17 protein-coding genes are annotated in these 17818 nt (G+C 58.7%); 10 read left to right on the top strand and 7 right to left on the bottom strand.

Annotated elements, in window-relative coordinates; genetic code table 11:
- Positions 1 to 25 precede the first annotated feature (25 nt).
- Positions 26 to 505 carry an Lrp/AsnC family transcriptional regulator gene (locus ACR0AO_RS06745; RefSeq protein ID WP_480601492.1) on the top strand — a complete coding sequence of 160 codons (480 nt, stop codon included), beginning with the start codon at positions 26 to 28 and terminating at the stop codon, positions 503 to 505.
- On the opposite strand, the gene ACR0AO_RS06740 is transcribed toward ACR0AO_RS06745, so the two are convergent.
- Positions 502 to 1686: a cytochrome P450 gene (locus ACR0AO_RS06740; protein WP_480601769.1), complete on the bottom strand. Its 1185-nt coding sequence runs from the start codon at positions 1684 to 1686 to the stop codon at positions 502 to 504. The genes ACR0AO_RS06745 and ACR0AO_RS06740 overlap by 4 nt on opposite strands.
- A 46-nt stretch (positions 1687 to 1732) precedes the next feature.
- On the opposite strand from ACR0AO_RS06740, the gene ACR0AO_RS06735 reads away from it, so the two are divergent.
- From ACR0AO_RS06735 to ACR0AO_RS06705, 7 genes are all read left to right on the top strand, one after another.
- Positions 1733 to 3466: a sensor histidine kinase gene (locus ACR0AO_RS06735; protein WP_480601489.1), complete on the top strand. Its 1734-nt coding sequence runs from the start codon at positions 1733 to 1735 to the stop codon at positions 3464 to 3466.
- A complete protein-coding gene (locus ACR0AO_RS06730) occupies positions 3463 to 4692 on the top strand; it encodes a sigma-54-dependent transcriptional regulator (protein ID WP_480601487.1) in 1230 nt (409 codons plus the stop codon). Before ACR0AO_RS06735 ends, ACR0AO_RS06730 begins: the two co-directional genes overlap by 4 nt.
- Positions 4693 to 4813: 121 nt before the next feature.
- A complete protein-coding gene (locus tag ACR0AO_RS06725; protein WP_480601484.1) occupies positions 4814 to 6151 on the top strand; it encodes a hypothetical protein in 1338 nt (445 codons plus the stop codon).
- A 51-nt stretch (positions 6152 to 6202) separates the two neighbouring features.
- Complete coding sequence (locus ACR0AO_RS06720) at positions 6203 to 6508, top strand: hypothetical protein (protein ID WP_480601482.1); 306 nt, start codon at positions 6203 to 6205, stop codon at positions 6506 to 6508.
- 389 nt (positions 6509 to 6897) lie between these two features.
- Positions 6898 to 7899 carry a DctP family TRAP transporter solute-binding subunit gene (locus tag ACR0AO_RS06715; RefSeq protein ID WP_480601480.1) on the top strand — a complete coding sequence of 334 codons (1002 nt, stop codon included), beginning with the start codon at positions 6898 to 6900 and terminating at the stop codon, positions 7897 to 7899.
- Between the two features lie 113 nt (positions 7900 to 8012).
- Positions 8013 to 8690, top strand: coding sequence for a TRAP transporter small permease (locus ACR0AO_RS06710; RefSeq protein WP_480601478.1), 678 nt, complete (start codon positions 8013 to 8015; stop codon positions 8688 to 8690).
- On the top strand, positions 8690 to 10066 hold the full coding sequence (locus ACR0AO_RS06705) for a TRAP transporter large permease (protein WP_480601476.1): 1377 nt from the start codon (positions 8690 to 8692) through the stop codon (positions 10064 to 10066). The genes ACR0AO_RS06710 and ACR0AO_RS06705 overlap by 1 nt, the downstream gene beginning before the upstream one ends.
- Positions 10067 to 10255: 189 nt before the next feature.
- Here ACR0AO_RS06705 and tpiA read toward each other — a convergent pair whose 3' ends face one another.
- From tpiA to ACR0AO_RS06680, 5 genes are all read right to left on the bottom strand, one after another.
- Positions 10256 to 11005: a triose-phosphate isomerase gene (tpiA, locus tag ACR0AO_RS06700; RefSeq protein WP_480601474.1), complete on the bottom strand. Its 750-nt coding sequence runs from the start codon at positions 11003 to 11005 to the stop codon at positions 10256 to 10258.
- 118 nt (positions 11006 to 11123) lie between these two features.
- The gene (locus tag ACR0AO_RS06695) at positions 11124 to 11486 is read right to left on the bottom strand and encodes a HesB/IscA family protein (RefSeq protein WP_480601471.1); all 363 of its coding nucleotides are present in this window, start codon (positions 11484 to 11486) and stop codon (positions 11124 to 11126) included.
- A gap of 128 nt (positions 11487 to 11614) precedes the next feature.
- Positions 11615 to 11884, bottom strand: coding sequence for a hypothetical protein (locus ACR0AO_RS06690; protein WP_480601469.1), 270 nt, complete (start codon positions 11882 to 11884; stop codon positions 11615 to 11617).
- Between the two features lie 568 nt (positions 11885 to 12452).
- Entirely contained in the window at positions 12453 to 12815 is a 363-nt protein-coding gene (locus ACR0AO_RS06685) for an SUF system Fe-S cluster assembly protein (protein WP_480601467.1), read from the bottom strand.
- Between the two features lie 88 nt (positions 12816 to 12903).
- Positions 12904 to 14286, bottom strand: coding sequence for an adenylate/guanylate cyclase domain-containing protein (locus ACR0AO_RS06680; RefSeq protein ID WP_480601465.1), 1383 nt, complete (start codon positions 14284 to 14286; stop codon positions 12904 to 12906).
- A 169-nt stretch (positions 14287 to 14455) separates the two neighbouring features.
- Between ACR0AO_RS06680 and ACR0AO_RS06675 the strand changes: the two genes are divergently transcribed.
- Together ACR0AO_RS06675 and ACR0AO_RS06670 are read left to right on the top strand one after the other, a co-directional pair.
- Positions 14456 to 15427, top strand: a complete 972-nt coding sequence (locus tag ACR0AO_RS06675; RefSeq protein WP_480601462.1) for a hypothetical protein — start codon at positions 14456 to 14458, stop codon at positions 15425 to 15427.
- A gap of 4 nt (positions 15428 to 15431) precedes the next feature.
- Positions 15432 to 15635 (top strand): hypothetical protein, encoded by a 204-nt coding sequence (locus tag ACR0AO_RS06670; protein WP_480601460.1) that lies wholly within the window; start codon positions 15432 to 15434, stop codon positions 15633 to 15635.
- A 30-nt stretch (positions 15636 to 15665) separates the two neighbouring features.
- On the opposite strand, the gene ACR0AO_RS06665 is transcribed toward ACR0AO_RS06670, so the two are convergent.
- Complete coding sequence (locus tag ACR0AO_RS06665) at positions 15666 to 17801, bottom strand: pentapeptide repeat-containing protein (protein ID WP_480601458.1); 2136 nt, start codon at positions 17799 to 17801, stop codon at positions 15666 to 15668.
- Between the last annotated feature and the right edge of the window lie 17 nt (positions 17802 to 17818).

The following is a 17818-nucleotide window of genomic DNA, read 5'->3' as shown; positions in this document are numbered from 1 at the left end:
GTTTCAATTGAAAGGGAAATCAGGAATGTCGGTGCGGATAGACGACACGGATCGAAAAATTCTGGCTGAGCTGCAGCGTGATGCCAGCCAGTCGCTGGACGAAATAGCCAGCCGTGTGGGCAGTTCCAAGACACCAGTATGGAATCGCATCCGCAAGCTAAAAGGTGCTGGTGTAATCGGTCAGCAGACGGTTTTGCTCGATGCCGAGGCTCTGGGGTTCGAAGCAACATTTTTTGTGCTCATCCGCACTTCCGAGCACGAGGCCGACTGGCAGAAACGTTTCCTTCAGGCCTTGCGCGACCGCCCCGAAGTGCAGGAGGCGCACCGGCTGGCCGGGGATATTGATTATATACTCAAGGTCCGGGTCAGAAACGCCCGGGCTTATGACGCGTTCTATCAGGCGCTGATTTCGGAAGTGCGCGTGCACAACGTCACGGCGCTTTTGTCGATGGAAGAGATCAAATCCACCACCATGCTGCCGCTGGATGCGCTGTCAGCTGACTAAGAGTGCCGGACCGTCAGGGCCTTCAGCCCGTGAAAATGATAGCTGTTGGCAAACCTTGGCTGTTGCGCAAGGCGCAGCCCGGGGCACCGTTCGAACAGGATCGGCAGCGCGATCCGCATTTCCAGCCGTGCCAGCGGCGCGCCGACGCAGAAATGCAGGCCGGCGCCGAAGCTGGTATTGGTCTGAATGTCTCGAGACGGATCGAACTGCTCGGGCCGGTCCCACACCGCCGGATCGCGGTTCGCCGCCCCCAGCAGCAGCGCCACCCGATCGCCGCGTGTGAATCGATGGCCGCATATCTCGGCATCCTCATAGGCATAACGCGTGAACATGTGCAGCGGCGGGTCGAAACGCAGGATCTCCTCGACCGTGCGGTCGATCCTCTCGGGTGCAAGGGCTGCAAGGTCGGTTTCGGTTTCCAACAGGGTTTTCACGCCGTTGCCAAGTACATGGACCGTTGCCTCATGTCCCGCATTCAGCAAAAGAATGCAGGTCGCGATCAATTCGTCGGGCGACAGCCGCTCACCTTCTTCCTCGGCGGCGATGAGACGCGTGATCAGATCGCTGCGCGGGTCCGAGCGGCGCCGATCGACATAGCCGCGCAGAAAATCGGCGAATTCGCCCGCGGCCTGTGCCGCGGTGTCTTCTGTGTTGCGAGTTCGGCCGGCCTGATACATCGCGACCATCGCATGCGACCACTGCAACAGTTGCGGTGCCATAGCCTGGGGAACTCCCAGCAGGCGACAGATGGTGACGACCGGCACCTGGGTGCAATAGGCCTCCAACAGATCGAAAGGCGTTTCGGGAAACGCATCCACCAGATCGTGACATAATGCTTCGATATCCGGGGCCAGCGCCGTAATCGCGCGCGAGGTGAAGGCTCGCAGAACCAGTGACCGCAGCCGTGTATGCCGGGGTGGTTCCGCCTCCAGCAGGCTATGCGACTCGACTGCCAGCCAGGGTGCCAGATGCGGTGGCCCCTCGGTGGCAAGCTCGGCAGGTACTTCGCGCCCGAACCGCCGGTCGCGCAGCAGGCCGTGAACAAGATCGTATGTCAGAGCCACGGGCATCCCGTAATCGGCCCAGAAGGCAAGCGGGCCGGCGGTGCGGGCGGCCTGATAAAAGGGGTAGGGGTTTTGGACGAAACCGGGTTCGACCGGGCTCTGGTTCAAGGTCTTCATCCACGCAGACTTGCCATGTGCCTCTTTGAATGCAAGACCATATGAAATGCAAAGAGCTTGGATCATTCTTGGTTTTCTGTGCGCGGTCGGATTGCTGTCTGTCGCCGTATGGACCTATGGGTACCGTCAGGCCCTTTCACAGTTGAGCGAAAAGGCCGAGGCTGACCTGGAACTGGCGGCTGACCGGCTGACCACACAGATGCAGGTGTATCAGGAACTAGCGGTGTTGATGGCGGAACATCCCGTTCTGCGGACGCTTGAGACGCAGGCGCAACGCCGAGCAGCACAGGCGTTGCTGCAGGACGTGGCCGACAAGACGGCGGCGGACAACATGATGTATCTGGATCGGAGCGGTCGGGTTCTGGCTGCGGCGCAGCCGGTCGCGCAGCACAATATGGCCGGGCATCCTACCTTTGAGCGCGCCATGCAAGGTGCGTTGGGCAGCGCGCATGGTGTCCAGCCCAGCAATGGCGACCGGATATACTCCTATGCCGCCCCCGCCTTTGGTCCCTCGGGGCAGGTTGAGGGCGCGCTGATGGTCACTGCCGATGTGCAGGATGTGGAGCAGACGTGGCGCGGTAGCACCGAGGCGGTGTTCTTCGTCGACGGGGACGGGGTCGTTTTTATCTCGAACCGGTCAGACCTGCTGTTCTGGCAACGCGCCGACGAGCAGCCGGGGCTGACGCCGCCGGGGGGCGAGACGGTCGATTTCTCCATGGCCCGGTTTGGTGGGTATGAGCTTTGGAAACTGAATTGGGGGCGGTATCTGCCCCGACGTGCGCTGCACCTGACACTCGATCTGCCGGTGATTGACATGACTGCCGAGGTGCTTGTGGATGTGGGCCCGGCTCAGCGTTTGGCGGGGTTGCAGGCGGCGGCGGTGGCGGCCATTTGCCTGGCCTTCGGGGCGATGCTCTATCTTGCTACCGAACGCCGGCGCGCTTTGGCAGCGGCGAACACGGTGCTGGAAAGCCGGGTGGCGCAGCGCACCCGCGCGCTGACCGCGGCCAATACCGCCCTGCGTCGTGAAGTGGTCGAACGGCAAGAAGCCGAAGCCGCCTTGAAACGCGCTCAGGCGGACTTGGTCCAGGCAGGCAAGCTCAGCGCGTTGGGGCAGATGTCGGCGGGGATCAGCCATGAACTCAACCAGCCGCTGATGGCGATCCAGCAGTTTGCCGACAACGGATCGGCCTTTCTGGCACGCGGCAATGGCGAGCGAGCCGGTGAAAACCTTGGCCGGATTTCGCAGATGGCGTCGCGCATGGCACGGATTATTAAAAACCTTCGCGCTTTTGCCCGCAATGAAAGTGAACCAGTGGGCAAGGTCGATCTGGTGCAGGTGGTGAACACTGCCGCCGAACTGACCGAAGCCCGGTTGCGCGCCGACGCCGTTTCGCTGGACTGGCTGCCGCCCAATGCACCGGTCTATGCCTGGGGCGGCGAGGTGCGGCTGGTGCAGGTTTTCGTCAATCTCATCAACAACGCTGCCGACGCTATGTCCGGTCAATCCGGCAAGCGCATTTCGATCACGCTGACGGAAGGCGACCGTCTGACGGTTGCGGTACGCGACACAGGTCCGGGCATTGAAGACCCGGAAAAGATATTCGAGCCGTTCTATACCACCAAGGCCGTCGGCAGTTCCGAGGGCCTGGGCCTGGGCCTGTCGATTTCCTATGGTCTGGTGCAAAGCTTTGGTGGCAACATCAAGGGCGCCAACACCCTGGATGGCGCCGAATTTACTGTGGAACTCGACCACTATCGCGAGGAACAGGCCGCATGATCCGAAAGGTGCTTTTGGTGGATGACGACGCGGCGGTGCGCGAGGCGCTGGGACAGACGCTGGAACTGGCCGATTACCAGCCGCTCGCGGCCAGTTCCTTTGTGGCGGCCAAAGATCATATCCGCGCCGACTTTCATGGCGTGATCCTGTCAGACATCCGCATGCCGGGACGCGACGGGTTTCACTTGCTGAGTTATGCTCAGGGAATCGATCCCGACCTGCCGGTGATACTGCTGACCGGCGAGGGCGACATTCCGATGGCGGTTCAGGCGATGGGGCAGGGGGCGTTCGATTTTCTCGAAAAGCCCTGCGCCGCCTCTGATTTGCTGGAGGTGCTGGAACGGGCCTTCAGGATAAGAAAAGCCGTTCTCGAAGATCGGGCTCTCAAACGGCAGCTGGAAAGAGGCGATCCGGCGGCGCGGATGCTCTTTGGGGTATCGGCCCAGTCCGAAGCGTTGCGGGAAAGGGTCCGTAGCGTCGCTCCGACCCAGGCCGAAGTGCTGGTAACCGGCCCGCCCGGTAGTGGCATTTCGAAAGTGGCCGAGGTCATCCATCTGATGTCTCCCTCGGCGCAGGGGCCATTTGTCAAACGGAGGGCTTCGGGTCTGATCGCCAGCGAATTCATCCGCCTTTGCAATGATGCGGCGGGCGGGTCGATTTTCCTGGACGAGGTTTCGGCTATGCACGAGGCTACTCAATACGCGGTTCTCGAACGGCTGGAGCAGGGCGCGGGGCTGCGTATTCTGGCCGGAACCACCAGCGATCTGGCTAATCTGGCCTCCAATGGGCGGTTCAATCCCGACCTGTTCTATCGCCTCGACGTAATGCGTGTGCGCATTCCTTCGCTGTCAGAGCGTCCCGAAGACATCCCGGTGATCTTCCGCCACTACGTCGGACTCGCCGCCGAACAGGCCGGTATCCCCGAACCCGAAATCACTCAGGATCATCAGGCCGCGCTGATGGCGCAGGATTGGCCGGGTAATGCGCGCTCTCTCATGTCGGCGGCCATGCGGTTTGTTCTGGGAATGCCCGAAGATGTCGCGCAGGCGTCTGAACTTGGGCTGGCCGAACAGATGGCACGGGTGGAACGCAGCCTTTTGACGGCGGCACTTGGGCGGCACAACGGCAGGGCGGCCGAGGCGGCGAAGGCGCTGAAACTTCCAAGAAAGACATTCTACGACAAGCTCGCCAAATATGGCATTCGTCCCGACGCTTACCGCCGCTGAAGGCGTCGGAAAGATGGTTCGGCACACTTGCTCCGACAAGTTATTCAAGTCGACCCTTGTCGTATTCCCGACTTGACTGAACCGCTGACCTGCCCGTTACTGACGGTCAAGGGAGGCCAGAATGGGAAAAAAGACAAAATCCGAATTGGCGGCCGAGACCAAGGAAGTGTCCGGTATCATCGCGGCAGCCCGTAAAATCAGGCACAATTTTGCACTGTTTCACGGACCAGAAGACCTGATCTTCAAGGCGCATAAGTCCAAGAACAAGTCCGCGCTCAGAAAGATGGCCAAGGACGATGGCGCCGGTGCAAAGGGCGCCGTGGGCGCGCTTGAAGTTGACGGAAAGATTGCCGACCTGATTGTCGAAGACCCCGACTCGACGCCGGCAAACTTTGCTAAGACCTTTCGCAAATATCTCAGCGCCCGTGGCATCAAGATGAAAGTGCGCTTGTTGTCCGAGACGGGCGATGTCATCGACGACGGCGAAGAGGAAGACACCGGCAAACCGGATGCGACCGCCGAACTTGGCGACGATATCGAGAAGGTGCTGGAAAAGATCACCAGCCATTTCGATGCGATGAAGGTGCCCTTGGTGCGAAGCCTGAATTCCGCGCCTCCCGATCATCGCGAAAAGATGGCTAAGGTTGTTGCCCTCTACAAAAAGGCGATGACCGCAAAAAGCCCGGATAACGCGGTCAAGGCGCTGACTGCGCTGCGGAAACTGGTCATGTCAACACCATCGACAGTACGGCTCGCCGATTGCCTGAAATCCGCTGGCGACGATCCGAAGGAACTCGGAAAACTTGGCGGTATGGTCAAATCCTGCGCGGCGCGCGTCAAGGCTGAACCGGAATTCATGGATCAGGCCTTTCCCGAAATGCGGGACATGCGAAAGGCATTGAAAAGCGCGCTGTCGAAGAAACCACCACCCGACAACGCAACCGAGCTTCAGGCGATCAAAGACGAGATGGACACGCTGTTTTACGATCACGTGGACAAGCCACCCAAGGCGCACGGCCCGCAATGTCACGGGCCGGGATTGTCGATCCAAAGCCAGGAAGACCGGATATTAAAGAAAAAGAACCCGCGCACCGGAAAGAAGTTCAAGGGCAAGCCGGTTCACAAGGCCTCGAACTTCACCGACAAGGGCGCCTATGTCGACAGTCAGATGTCCTTGCGGACACAGGCGTTGGCGCATATCGAATCCAACAAGATCTCGCCACCGCCCAAGGGGGCTCAACCCGTCAGGTTGCCGCCGATGGACGCCAAGCTGGTCGATATTCTCGGGGCGCAATGGAAAAACTACGTTCAAGGGGTCAAGCGCAAGAAGAAGAAAGATCAAGCTGACACCTGCGTTGACGCAATCTGGGGTCCCCACAGCACCTGCAAGGCGATTTATGATCTATTGGATGACGGAACCTTGCGATTGGTGACGCTTTACCCCAATCCGGTCGCATGACAGGACAGATCGGATGACCGGCGATGAAACCTGAAGATGGAGACTCAAGACATGGCTGACCGCGATCCCATGCAGGTATTGAATGACATGGCCGGTGGATATCTGAATCCCCAAGCCTACGATCTGGAGGACTTGAAGGCGTTTCTTGAAGAGGCGCACAATGCCGAAGCTGCGAAAAAATTCGAAACTGCCCTGTCCGAGACCGTGAATGGAAATGGCTTGAGCCGCGAGGCATGGGAGCAAACGACGGACGACGAGTTCGACGATGACGAGGAATGGCAAGCGTACTTGGCGTCCGTTCAGGCGTTCCTGTTCGACGGTGGGCCTTATCCCTTTCCCGATGACGAAGAAGAATAGATTCGAATTGACTCGCGCACGGAATTCAGGTCGTGACCATTGATCCTGACGTCCGTCAGTGTTGATCGAACGTATTCTACGGTTACGCTCCGGATGATTTTCGGCGGTACAGGCGGGTCGCACCTCCGCAGCAAGCGAATCAAGTTGTGCGAAATCTCGCACAAGCGCCAAGAGGAGAGTGCGGATTTTCGCACACGAATCGTCTTCCTCCACCTAAGCATCCCGCGGAGGGGTTATTTATCTTTTTGTAAATAAACGGAAAAAAGAAGAAACGGGCAGGGTTTTCACAAATCGTTGAGCGAAGCTCTGTGATTCGCTTCACTCCCGTCCATGAGACGCCCAACCGGCGTCCAGCAGGGTCAATTGCAAACTTCGGGAGGAGTAGAGAAATGAAATACCTGACAACCGCCGCCACCGCTCTGGCGCTTTCCGTCACTGCCACGGCAGGCTTTGCCGCCTGTGACGATGGCGAGATCGTGGTCAAGTTCGCCCACGTCACCAACACCGACAAACATCCCAAGGGAATTGCCGCCGCGCTGCTGGAACAGCGCGTGAACGAGGAAATGAACGGTACCATGTGCGTGGAAGTGTTCCCAAACTCCACGCTGTACAATGACGACAAGGTGCTTGAGGCGATGCTGCAGGGCGACGTACAACTGGCCGCGCCTTCGCTGTCGAAGTTCGAAAAGTTCACCAAACAGTTCCGTCTGTTCGACCTGCCGTTCATGTTCAAGAACATTGACGCGGTCGATGCATTCCAGGCGTCAGCCGACGGTCAGGCGATGAAGGACAGCATGCAGCGCCGCGGCCTGCAGGGGTTGGCCTTCTGGCACAATGGTATGAAGCAGATGTCGGCCAACAAGCCGCTGGTCGATCCGTCGGACGCGAACGGTCTGAAATTCCGCGTCCAGTCTTCGGACGTTCTGGTTGCCCAAATGGAAGCCATTGGCGGTAGCCCGCAGAAGATGGCGTTCTCGGAAGTATACGGCGCGCTGCAGCAGGGCGTTGTGGACGGGCAGGAAAACACCTGGTCCAACATCTACGGCAAGAAATTCTTTGAGGTGCAGGACGGCATCACCGAGACCAACCACGGCATCATCGACTATTTGGTCGTGACATCGGTGGATTGGCTGGACAGCCTTGACCCCGAAGTGCGCGATCAGTTCCTGACGATTCTCGCCGAGGTCACCGAGACCCGCAACAATGAGGCCTTCGCGGTCAACGACGCGGCCAAGCAGTCGATCATCGATGCGGGCGGCGTCATTCGTGAACTGACCCCGGAACAGCGTCAGGCCTGGGTCGATACGATGAAACCGGTTTGGGAGAAATTCGCCGGTGACGTTGGCCAAGAAAAGATCGACGCCGCTCAGGCGGTTAACGCCGGGTTCTGATATTCGGCCACGACTGCGCGCTCGCGACCTAAGGGTGGTTGACACGTGCAGTCCGGGCGGGCCTGAATCGAGGCCCGCCAAACTTGAACTCTCAAAAAAATGGGGACAGTGAGATGTCTGGTGCCAGATACGGCCCGCCGGGCCTAATCGACAAATTCGAGGAGACCCTCATCGCCGCATTGCTCGGTCTGATGACGGCGGTGACCTTTGCCAACGTGATTGCCCGGTTCGTGTTCAATTCCAACATCCTTTGGGCGCTGGAACTGACCGTGTTCACTTTCGGGTGGCTGGTGCTGCTGGGTGCGTCCTATGCGGTCAAAAAGCACGCTCATCTGGGCGTCGATGCAATACTCAACATGTTGGCACCAGGCCCTCGCCGGATCATGGCGCTGATCTCTGTCGGCATCTGCATTGCCTTCTCGCTGCTGATGCTGAAAGGGGCCTATGACTATTGGGCCGTTTTTGCGGATCTGCCGCCCACCTCGGGCCGCTGGTTCCCGACCGGGTTCGACACCAGCGCGCGTAGCCAGAGTTTCTATGAGGTCGACGACATCCCCATGGTCGCGCCGCTGCGTTTTCTCGAAAACCTGATCAATTATGGCGAGGGCTACGAGAAGCTGCCCAAGGTGGTGCCCTATTTTGTACTTCCGCTGTCAATGCTGCTTCTGGTGATCCGGTTTACGCAGGTCGCGGTTCAGATATGGCGCGGGGAAACCGATCGAATTGTCGCCAGCCACGAGGTCGAGGACGAACTGGAAGAGGTTCGCGCCCAGCAGGGAGAGCATGACTGATGGACGTTGTCATCCTGTTTTCAATGGTCATCGGCCTGCTGATGATCGGTGTTCCAATCGCGGTGTCGTTGGGTCTAAGTTCGACTTTGTTCCTGCTGATCTATTCCGACAGTTCGCTGGCGTCGGTCGCGGGCACTCTGTTCGAGGCGTTCGAAGGGCACTTTACCCTGCTGGCGATCCCGTTCTTCATCCTGGCCTCGTCCTTCATGACGACTGGCGGGGTAGCGCGGCGGATCATCCGGTTTTCGATTGCCTGTGTGGGGCATCTGCCGGGCGGTCTGGCGATTGCGGGTGTCTTTGCCTGTATGCTGTTCGCGGCACTGTCCGGGTCGTCTCCGGCGACCGTGGTGGCCATCGGCTCGATCGTTATCGCCGGGATGCGTCAGGTTGGATATTCCAAGGAATTCGCTGCGGGTGTGATCTGTAACGCAGGCACGCTGGGCATCCTGATCCCGCCATCCATTGTGATGGTGGTCTATGCCGCCGCGGTCGAGGTCTCGGTGGGCCGGATGTTCCTGGCGGGCGTGATCCCGGGCCTGATGGCGGGCCTGATGCTGATGATCACCATCTATGTCATGGCCAAGGTCAAGAACCTGCCCAAGGGCGACTGGAAAGGCTGGGGCGAGGTCTTTGCTTCGGCCCGCGAGGCCGGTTGGGGCCTGTTCCTGATCGTGATCATTCTGGGCGGTATCTATGGCGGTATCTTCACCCCGACCGAGGCCGCCGCCGTCGCCGCTGTCTATGCCTTCCTGATCGCCAGCTTTGTCTACAAGGACATGGGGCCACTCAGCACCGAAGGCGACGCGCCAAACCTGCCGCTTGTCAAAAAGCCTTATGCGCTGATCACCGCTTTCGTCCACCCCGACACCAAGCACACGCTTTTTGAAGCGGGCAAACTGACGGTGACGCTGCTTTTCGTCATCGCCAACGCGCTGATCCTCAAGCATGTTCTGACGGACGAACAGGTGCCTCAGAGTATAGCGAGCGCAATGCTGTCGGCGGGTCTTGGTCCGGTCACGTTCCTGATCGTCGTCAACGTGATCCTGCTTATCGGCGGCCAGTTCATGGAGCCCTCGGGCTTGCTTGTCATCGTTGCACCGCTGGTATTTCCGATCGCCATCGAACTGGGTATCGACCCCATTCACCTTGGCATCATCATGGTCGTCAACATGGAGATCGGAATGATCACGCCACCAGTTGGCCTGAACCTCTTCGTCACTTCCGGCGTTGCGGGGATGCCGATGATGGGCGTGGTGCGCGCGGCGCTGCCATTTCTCGCCGTGCTTTTTGTCTTCCTGATCATGATCACCTATATTCCCTGGCTTTCGACAGTGTTGCCGAACACGTTCATGGGGCCGGAGATCATTACGAAGTGATGACCGCATTCACCGGGCGGCTCAGGCCGCCCGGAGTTTCATGAAAACCATTTCAAGTTTCAGCCGGCAGACGTGGAAACGGTAAAGGGGCGGCCCTATTCATTGCGAGCATTCACCTGGGATCGTTCGAAGCGCGATGGCGGCGCACTGGTATATCGGACGGATCAGCTCTTTGCCGGCCTGCTTGCTCTAGGCCTGTTCCAAGGCACCGATGATCGGTGAGAAATCCGCAGCCTTCAGACTGGCGCCGCCGACCAAGGCCCCATCCACGTTTGAAACGGAGAAAATCTCTGCTGCATTGCCCGGTTTGACCGATCCGCCATACAGCAATCGCACCGACCGCCCCACACCCGGCCCAAAACGGCGTTCCAGACGGTTTCGGATGAAATCATGCACTTCTCCGATCTGCTCCAGCGTCGGTACCTTGCCCGTACCGATGGCCCAGATCGGTTCATAGGCGACCACCAGATTTTCGCCGGTCGCCTGATCCGGAATCGAGCCCGACATCTGCCCTGCGATGATATCAAGTGTATTGGCCGCCTCGCGTTGGGCCAGGCTCTCGCCCAAGCAGATCACCGCCGTCAGGCCCGCCTCGAACGCGGCACGGGCCTTGGCGCGGACGGTTTCATTGTCTTCCTCATGATCCTCGCGCCGCTCGGAGTGGCCGACGATTACTGCCGTTGCTCCGGAATCCTTGAGCATCTCGGCGCTGATATCACCCGTATGCGCCCCGGAGACCTCAGCGTGGCAATCCTGCCCTCCCAGCGCGACGGCCGAACCGGCAAGCGCTTGCGCCGAACGACTGAGCAGCGTTGCGGGCGGGCAGATCAGGATGTCAATATTGGGGGCAGGGTGGGCCTGCGCCAGCATTTCCAACTCTGCCAGCGCCGCGCCGGTGCCGTTCATTTTCCAGTTGCCTGCCGCCAGTTTGCGCCGCATTCACCCGTCCCCGTCTGCTTGTCGATATTTGCATTCGGGGATAGCACCCGTGCGGTCGGGTGACAATCGCCGCCGCGACAGGCGTTGACGTCGGAAATCAGCTCAGAGCAGGAACCTCTCAGCGTTGCGGCAGGCTTTCGTCGAATTTGATCGATTCTCCACATCCGCAGGCATCGACCACGTTCGGGTTCTTGAATTTGAACCCTGCTTCCAGCAACGAGACCTCATAGTCGATCTCTGTCCCGAACAGGAACATCTGCGCCATCGGCGCAATCATAATCCGTGCGCCGTCCTGTTCGACCACCTCGTCATGCGCCTCGGCCTCGTCGACATACTCCATGGTATATTCCATGCCCGCGCAACCGCCCTTTTTGACGCCGATGCGCAAACCGGCATGGCCGCCCTTTTCCATCAGGCGGGTGATCTGGGTGGCGGCCCGGGGAGTCATCGTAACGGCCTGTTTGCCGGGAATGCCGAACATTGCGGTCTCCGATTTTCGCGTGCTGCACTTAATTTAATGGCGCAATCGGCAAGGCTCAAGAGACGGAAGCACAAATGGTGCATCCTGTCCGCAAGATAGTCGCTCGGATCAAAAAAACGTCGTTCAGATCAGCGGAAGATGTAGCCGGGCAAAAAAACGATGCCACATAGCATGGCCAACAGAACTATGATCGGCCAATAGACCACCAACGTTACCACTTCGAAAGTAGAGCCGACATAGTGCACGCCGCGACTGAAGTAAGACGTGGTTGCGGGTCTCAGAGCCGGATAGCGTATCAAGACCGCCTGAAACGAGAGCGCTACCGCTCGAACGATCAGCATGTAGAAACCAAAAGTAACCACGAAGATGATGCTATAAATTGCGAACGGAGCCAGCATTAAACCTGCCTTTCGCGACTTGCGTCGAAGCCGGCCTCGCGTCTTTCCCAAGCACGCCGCCCCTGTAGACAAGGCAAACCTATTCTTCGCGGGCAACAGGTTGCCGAACGAACAATACTGACCATCTATAGCCCCCAATTGCGATCGTCTGGAGAAAACCTAACCGTTCGATTGGCGCTCCGGCCAGCAAAAATGGCCACATTTCCGCCTTAAATTTGCCTAAATCGAAAAAAGTCGCGACATTGCGAGGAATCTCCTCTTAGTGTTTCCGACTGGGAAACAAAGCTATACGCAAGCGCCTGCTTTGCCTGACGGAAAGCGAGGTCGCGGAGACGGCCTGGGCGACGATTCTCCGCTTCTTTTCATCAAGAGAAAGGTGGACCGCCCCGGGCAGAGCGGTCCTGAGATCCGGGTCACGTTTCATTGAGGGGACGGGCATTCTTGAGAGCGACCCGCAGACGCAGAAGAATTTCTGCCGCCCGCAGGTTGGCGTTCGAATGTAACAAACAAAAAACAAAGGCGTAACAAGTCTGTTACGCCTCAGAGATTTTGCAATTTTCCGGAGCGACTACATAAAGCCAAGCTCCAGCCTGGCCTCGTCCGACATCATCTCCATGCCCCAGGGCGGTTCCCACGTCAGTTCCACGTCGACGCTTTTCACCCCCGGCACCGGTTCTATGGCATCCACCAGCCACCCCGGCATGTCACCAGCCACTGGACAGCCCGGCGCCGTCAGCGTCATGATGACCTTGACGTCGTTCTCGGCATTGATGTCAACAGTATAGATCAGGCCGAGCTCATAGATATTAACCGGGATTTCCGGGTCATAGACCGTTCGGCATGCCTCGACGACCGGCTCGTACAGCGGGTGATCGACGGAAGAGGGTGCAATCAGCGGCGCGCCCTCAAGCGGTTCGTTGGCGTAGGTCATCAAATCCTCGGCTCAGTTACCTGAGCAATTATATAGGGAAATCACCAACCAGCGTCCAGAGGGGCGTGAAACTTCTGCCGCAGTGCGGTCATGTGTCCAGCGCAATCCACAAGTAGCCGTCGTCAACGCGTGCCGGAAAGGTTTCCAGCGGCCTGCAGTTCTTTGAAATGTCGCCCAGATACTCCATCCCTTCCGAAGTTCCGTCGTCATTGAGCAATTCGCACCACACGATGACCTCGCCGCTGGCCAGATCAAACCTGCTGCGATGCCACCGACAAACCACCTCGTTGTCCTGGGCTTCGCTTTCGTCCGGACGCAGTTTGTCGGGGTGGTCCAGATTCTGGCGACGGTTGAACAATGGCAGGTTGATATGCGGACAGGCGTTATTGAAAGCATAATAACTGTCACCGCGACGAAGGACGGCAAGATCGAGGCTGGGAAATTCGACAATCCGCGTCTCGCCGTCGCCAATCGCATGAGCTTCGAACACCCGTGTCCAGTTGCGTCCGGCAAAGCGCATTGTCTTGCGATCAGAGATTTCATTCAACCGGGCCGCAGTCTTTGGTGTCAGACGGGTAATCTCGTAAAGGGTGGTGCGTTGCGAGGTTCCCGGAAGGCGCATACGGACGAAGTCGGCTGTTTCCACGCTTTTCTTGACCTGATCATGCAACGCTTCGGACACAAGAAACCGGGTTCCGGCCTCTTTGTTCGCGCGCTCAACCCTGCTGGCCACGTTCACCACGTCGCCAATTGCCGTCATCCGCGCGCTGCCGACCGACCCGACCGACCCGATCACCGCCTCGCCCCAGTGCAGCCCGATCCGGGCATCAAAGTCGATGTCGTACATGCTCTTGAAAAAAGGTTTCATCCGGTCAATAGCGGACAAGCATTGCAAAGCCGCGTTGACTGCGCGCAAAGGTGCCTCTTCTTGCTCTTCAATCCCGAATATCGCCATCATTCCGTCGCCGACGAACTTGTCCACGTATCCGGAATTGCTCTCAACGATTTCGCCCATTTGGGCGAAGTAACGGTTCAACAGATGCATCACGTCATAGGGCAGCAGGCTTTCTGAAATGCCCGTGAATCCTTCGATATCCGAGAAGAAAACTGCGACGTTTCTTAGTTCTCCGACTTTGCGGCTGTCGCGCCCGTCTAGTTGGCTGGTTAGCAGGATATCGGTTTCGTCCAGAACCAGCCTGCGAAAGGAAATGTCACCCCTGGGGCGGAGTTGGCATGACAGACGTACATGCGGATCAAGTCCAAGCTGTACGGCCAGTTTGTCTTCCAACTCCGATCGCTCGGGACAATTTTCCAACCCATCCAGAATCCAGATCCGGCAGGTCGAACATTTCGCCTTGCCTCCGCAGACATGGGTCAGTGGAAGATTTGCCTGCGTGGCCGCTTCGAGCAGAGTTTCGCCGTCCCGGCACGGGAAGGATAGATCGTCCGGATAGGATCGCAACATCGGCATGCGAGGTCTTTCTGGGTTTCGATGCGTCGGTCTGATTTCTCAAACTAGCATGACGGGGCAGAAAAGTTGCAAAAATCCGCAGGCCGGATGCCCGACTAAACCAGAAGGAGAACTGGCAATACATCGATGTAAATGGTATATTAAGTTCATTGTTTTGAGGTATTGAGACATGCGCGCGCTTCTGCTGATGATGGTGGTGGCTTTTTTGTCGCCGTCTTTCCCGCAACGCTTTGCCCTCGCCCAATCGGGGGACGCTTACTCGCGCGATGAGGAAGAAGAGGAAGATGGCGGCGCAGCCGGCAACGGAGGAACGCGCGGCTGCACCTATTGCGGATTTAACGGCGGAGGATGGAGCACCTACGGCAATTCCAACGGCGGCTATGTGATTGTTCCGGATACCGGGGGACCGGTTTATGTCGTTCCGGCAGAACCTGCACCGCCACCGCCAGCCCCGCCCGCGACCGCCGCTCCTGACACCGGAACATCCACTGACGTGGCTGCCCTGAACCCGCCCCGAAGACAGGGAAGAGCCACCCGCATTTTTGCCGGTCCCGGTATGTTTCCGCCCGAGTATTTCGCGGCCTATGCGATCATCGCATTCAAATCAAGGCCGCTGCCGCAAGACCGAAACCGGTTTCTCAACATCTGCCACGGATATGTCGCTGCCATTCTCGCCTATTCGGAAATCCAGGTGCCGTTGGACCAGCAACTGGTGACGGTCTGGCCCGTCAATCAGGACTATGTTGCGATCCGGACGATGGAACAGGAAGACCTGGAGGGATGCGAAGGGGCCGTGGACGAATATGGGTTGGGCACTTCTCTGACTGCGTTGAACGATGCTCGCGCGGCATTGCCTCAGGCTGATATTGACACGTTGCAGTCCCGCCGTGGCCCCTTTGTTCTTGCCTGGAGCCCAACCGCGAAAAAAGGCGCAGCCGATGCGCTGATCCTGCGCATGGACATGTCGGATGTGGAAACCGCCACCCAGGCGCGCGAGAAATTCGAGGCCTGGCGGGATGAGATCGAGGCCAAGCAGGATCTCTGGATTGACGGTTGGAAAGAAGACACGCTGGCGGATACCATTGGAAACTGGGCGGATCGTTGGGGTGCCGGCATCCTGTCTTTCCTCGGAAAGGGCTGACGCGATGGACTGGCTGTCTTACGGAGCCTGGGGCGCGTTCGGCCTGCTTGCAGGTATTGGCCTGGTCAGTTGGGCTGCGCCCCATACCGGCGCGGGCGTGGGTCTGTTGATGGTGATCTGCCTCGCCGTCAGCCTGGTGATCCGGGGGGTGTGGAAATGGGCGGTCGCCAAGCCCAAGCCGGAAGAGGAGACTGAAGGCGAAGAGTGACACGAGACGTTGGCAATCATCCCGCCCTGGTTACTTTTTCCATTTACAGCCGGGTGGCGGTGCCACCGCCCGAACGTCGTGCCAGCCTTGTGGAGCAATGTCTTCCCAGCTTTGTTGCGCGGCGTGATCTGATCTTTCCCACCAGCCGCGCCAAAGGCCAAAAAATTCTACATTTGATAGCGGCCCGTTGTCGTCGCGATAGGTTTCGGCCCATCGCCACTGGCACGGATTCCCCATCCACCGTCTCAGGTCGGGCGGCACGTCGACCGAGGCATCCAGAAACGCATTCTTCCAGTCGCTCTGCTTGTCAAATAGGGCGACCGTCAGGTCCATCTCTCTTACCGCCCCACCCAGATTTACACTGCCCGCAAGGGAACTGCCCCAAAGGGCATCGCGCATGTCCGGCCGCCCTGCTAACAATGAAAAAGACCAATTTGTCCCCTGCATCTGCGCATCCCAAAAGTTCGCGCCCTGCATCTGCGCGCCGCTCAAGTCGGCCCGCTCCATCAGCGCGCCCCACATGTTGGCCTCCTGCATTTGTGTCTGTCGCAGGACCGCGCCCTGCATCTGCGCGTCCCGCAGATTCACATTCCGCAATTTTGCTTTCCACAAAATGGCCCCCTGCATCCGAGCGCCGCGCAGGACCGCACGCCGCATATCTGCCTCCCAGAGATCCGCGTCCTGCATCTGCGCCCAACTAAACTTTGCCCCCTGCAAGTTCGCGCGTCGCAGGTTCGCCTTCTGCAAATTGGCCTCCAAAAGGGTTGCGCCCTGCAATTGTGCCTCCCGCAGGATGGCTCCCTGCATCTGCGTGCGCCGTAGATTGGCGCTCTGCATTTGCGCGTTGGAAAGGTCTGCGCCCTGCATCTGCGCGCCGCGTAGAATTGTTCGCTGCATCTGGGCATGCCGCAAGTCCGCCCCCTGCATCTGCGCCAGGCTGAGGTTTGACCTGAACAGGACCGCAAAGGCCAGATTGGCGTTTCTGAGATCGGCAAACGCCATGTTTGCGAGTTCCAGATTGGCATTTTGCGCCTGAACCCCTTGCATCCGGGCGGCCAAAAGATTGGCGCCCACCAAAAAGCTGTCGTTTAAATCCGCGTTTCGAAAATCCGGCGCCCTGACTGACTGTTTGGCGATTGCTGCATTGATGGTATCGAAAGTGGTCTGATTTGTCGTATCGGCCTGCGCCAACTCCTGTCCCAGCGCCGACGCCACGACAGCGGTCAGTTGATCAAACCGCAACGGATTGAACCCGGGTTTCTTCAGCTCTGATATGGCGTTCTTGCGTAAAAGATCCCATTCGCTCTGGAATGCGTCCTTTTCCTTTGCGGTCAGCACGGAACACGACTTGCCCTCAAGCTCGCACCATTTCGCCAGCGCGGTTTTCTCGGCAACAAGAGGCGGTAACCAGCCTTCCGGGCGTTGCACGAGCCGTTCCCCGGTCAGAACAAGCGGAGCGACGTTATCGGAAAAGCGGGCAGTCTGGGTGATGGATGCCGGAATGAGGAAATAGATCAGAACGACCCCGACGCTCATCATCGCGCCCGAAGTCCAGACATTCGGCTCCCAGGGCCTGAAGGGACCCATGCGAAACAACAGCTTGTTGAAACTCGCAGCTCCGACCATCAGGCACAGCCCCAGCATGGCCGTGATGATCAGGGTCAGCGGCATTGTCCGGGCAGGCAGGGATTGCCACCACATATAGAACAAAACCAAAGGCCCGAACGCCCAGGCCAACCCGAAATTGAGCACAGCGGCAGGCCATTCCAGCGCATGCGGCCGGGTGCAGGGTTCGCCGCCTCTCAGGTAGCTGCGAAAATGCAATGCGGCATCCGATACTAGCCATGGCTGAATGGCTTCGGACAGAGGTTCGCCATGTTCGGTCTGGTAAGGGGTCTGGCCCAGCACATCCCAAAGCCGGATCAGGTACAGGTGGAAATAGCCGTAAACTGCGGCAACGAGAAACGGCGCAGCATAAAAGAAAAGGCGGGTGGGGACCGAAACGCTGACCAGCGGAAGCTGCGTCGCACGGTCCACGCCAAAAAAATCGATGGGTTCGACCTGCATCAGGGTCACACCGACAAAGATCAATGCGCCAAGCAGCACGAACCACGTGTTCCGGGCGTTGTTGGTCAGTGCGTTGATGCGGTCAATTTGATTTTCCATCTCATCCTGACGGCACG

It is taken from the genome of Ruegeria sp. AF8, from assembly GCF_056541825.1.
The sequence above is the reverse complement of the archived record's forward strand: the minus strand, read 5'-3'. Positions and strand labels throughout refer to the sequence as shown.

Coding starts and splice junctions, on each gene's coding strand:
- ACR0AO_RS06745 (WP_480601492.1), top strand. CDS start 26: ATGTCGGTGCGGATAGACGACACGGATCGAAAAATTCTGGCTGAGCTG.
- ACR0AO_RS06740 (WP_480601769.1), bottom strand. CDS start 1,686: ATGAAGACCTTGAACCAGAGCCCGGTCGAACCCGGTTTCGTCCAAAAC.
- ACR0AO_RS06735 (WP_480601489.1), top strand. CDS start 1,733: ATGCAAAGAGCTTGGATCATTCTTGGTTTTCTGTGCGCGGTCGGATTG.
- ACR0AO_RS06730 (WP_480601487.1), top strand. CDS start 3,463: ATGATCCGAAAGGTGCTTTTGGTGGATGACGACGCGGCGGTGCGCGAG.
- ACR0AO_RS06725 (WP_480601484.1), top strand. CDS start 4,814: ATGGGAAAAAAGACAAAATCCGAATTGGCGGCCGAGACCAAGGAAGTG.
- ACR0AO_RS06720 (WP_480601482.1), top strand. CDS start 6,203: ATGGCTGACCGCGATCCCATGCAGGTATTGAATGACATGGCCGGTGGA.
- ACR0AO_RS06715 (WP_480601480.1), top strand. CDS start 6,898: ATGAAATACCTGACAACCGCCGCCACCGCTCTGGCGCTTTCCGTCACT.
- ACR0AO_RS06710 (WP_480601478.1), top strand. CDS start 8,013: ATGTCTGGTGCCAGATACGGCCCGCCGGGCCTAATCGACAAATTCGAG.
- ACR0AO_RS06705 (WP_480601476.1), top strand. CDS start 8,690: ATGGACGTTGTCATCCTGTTTTCAATGGTCATCGGCCTGCTGATGATC.
- tpiA (WP_480601474.1), bottom strand. CDS start 11,005: ATGCGGCGCAAACTGGCGGCAGGCAACTGGAAAATGAACGGCACCGGC.
- ACR0AO_RS06695 (WP_480601471.1), bottom strand. CDS start 11,486: ATGTTCGGCATTCCCGGCAAACAGGCCGTTACGATGACTCCCCGGGCC.
- ACR0AO_RS06690 (WP_480601469.1), bottom strand. CDS start 11,884: ATGCTGGCTCCGTTCGCAATTTATAGCATCATCTTCGTGGTTACTTTT.
- ACR0AO_RS06685 (WP_480601467.1), bottom strand. CDS start 12,815: ATGACCTACGCCAACGAACCGCTTGAGGGCGCGCCGCTGATTGCACCC.
- ACR0AO_RS06680 (WP_480601465.1), bottom strand. CDS start 14,286: ATGCCGATGTTGCGATCCTATCCGGACGATCTATCCTTCCCGTGCCGG.
- ACR0AO_RS06675 (WP_480601462.1), top strand. CDS start 14,456: ATGCGCGCGCTTCTGCTGATGATGGTGGTGGCTTTTTTGTCGCCGTCT.
- ACR0AO_RS06670 (WP_480601460.1), top strand. CDS start 15,432: ATGGACTGGCTGTCTTACGGAGCCTGGGGCGCGTTCGGCCTGCTTGCA.
- ACR0AO_RS06665 (WP_480601458.1), bottom strand. CDS start 17,801: ATGGAAAATCAAATTGACCGCATCAACGCACTGACCAACAACGCCCGG.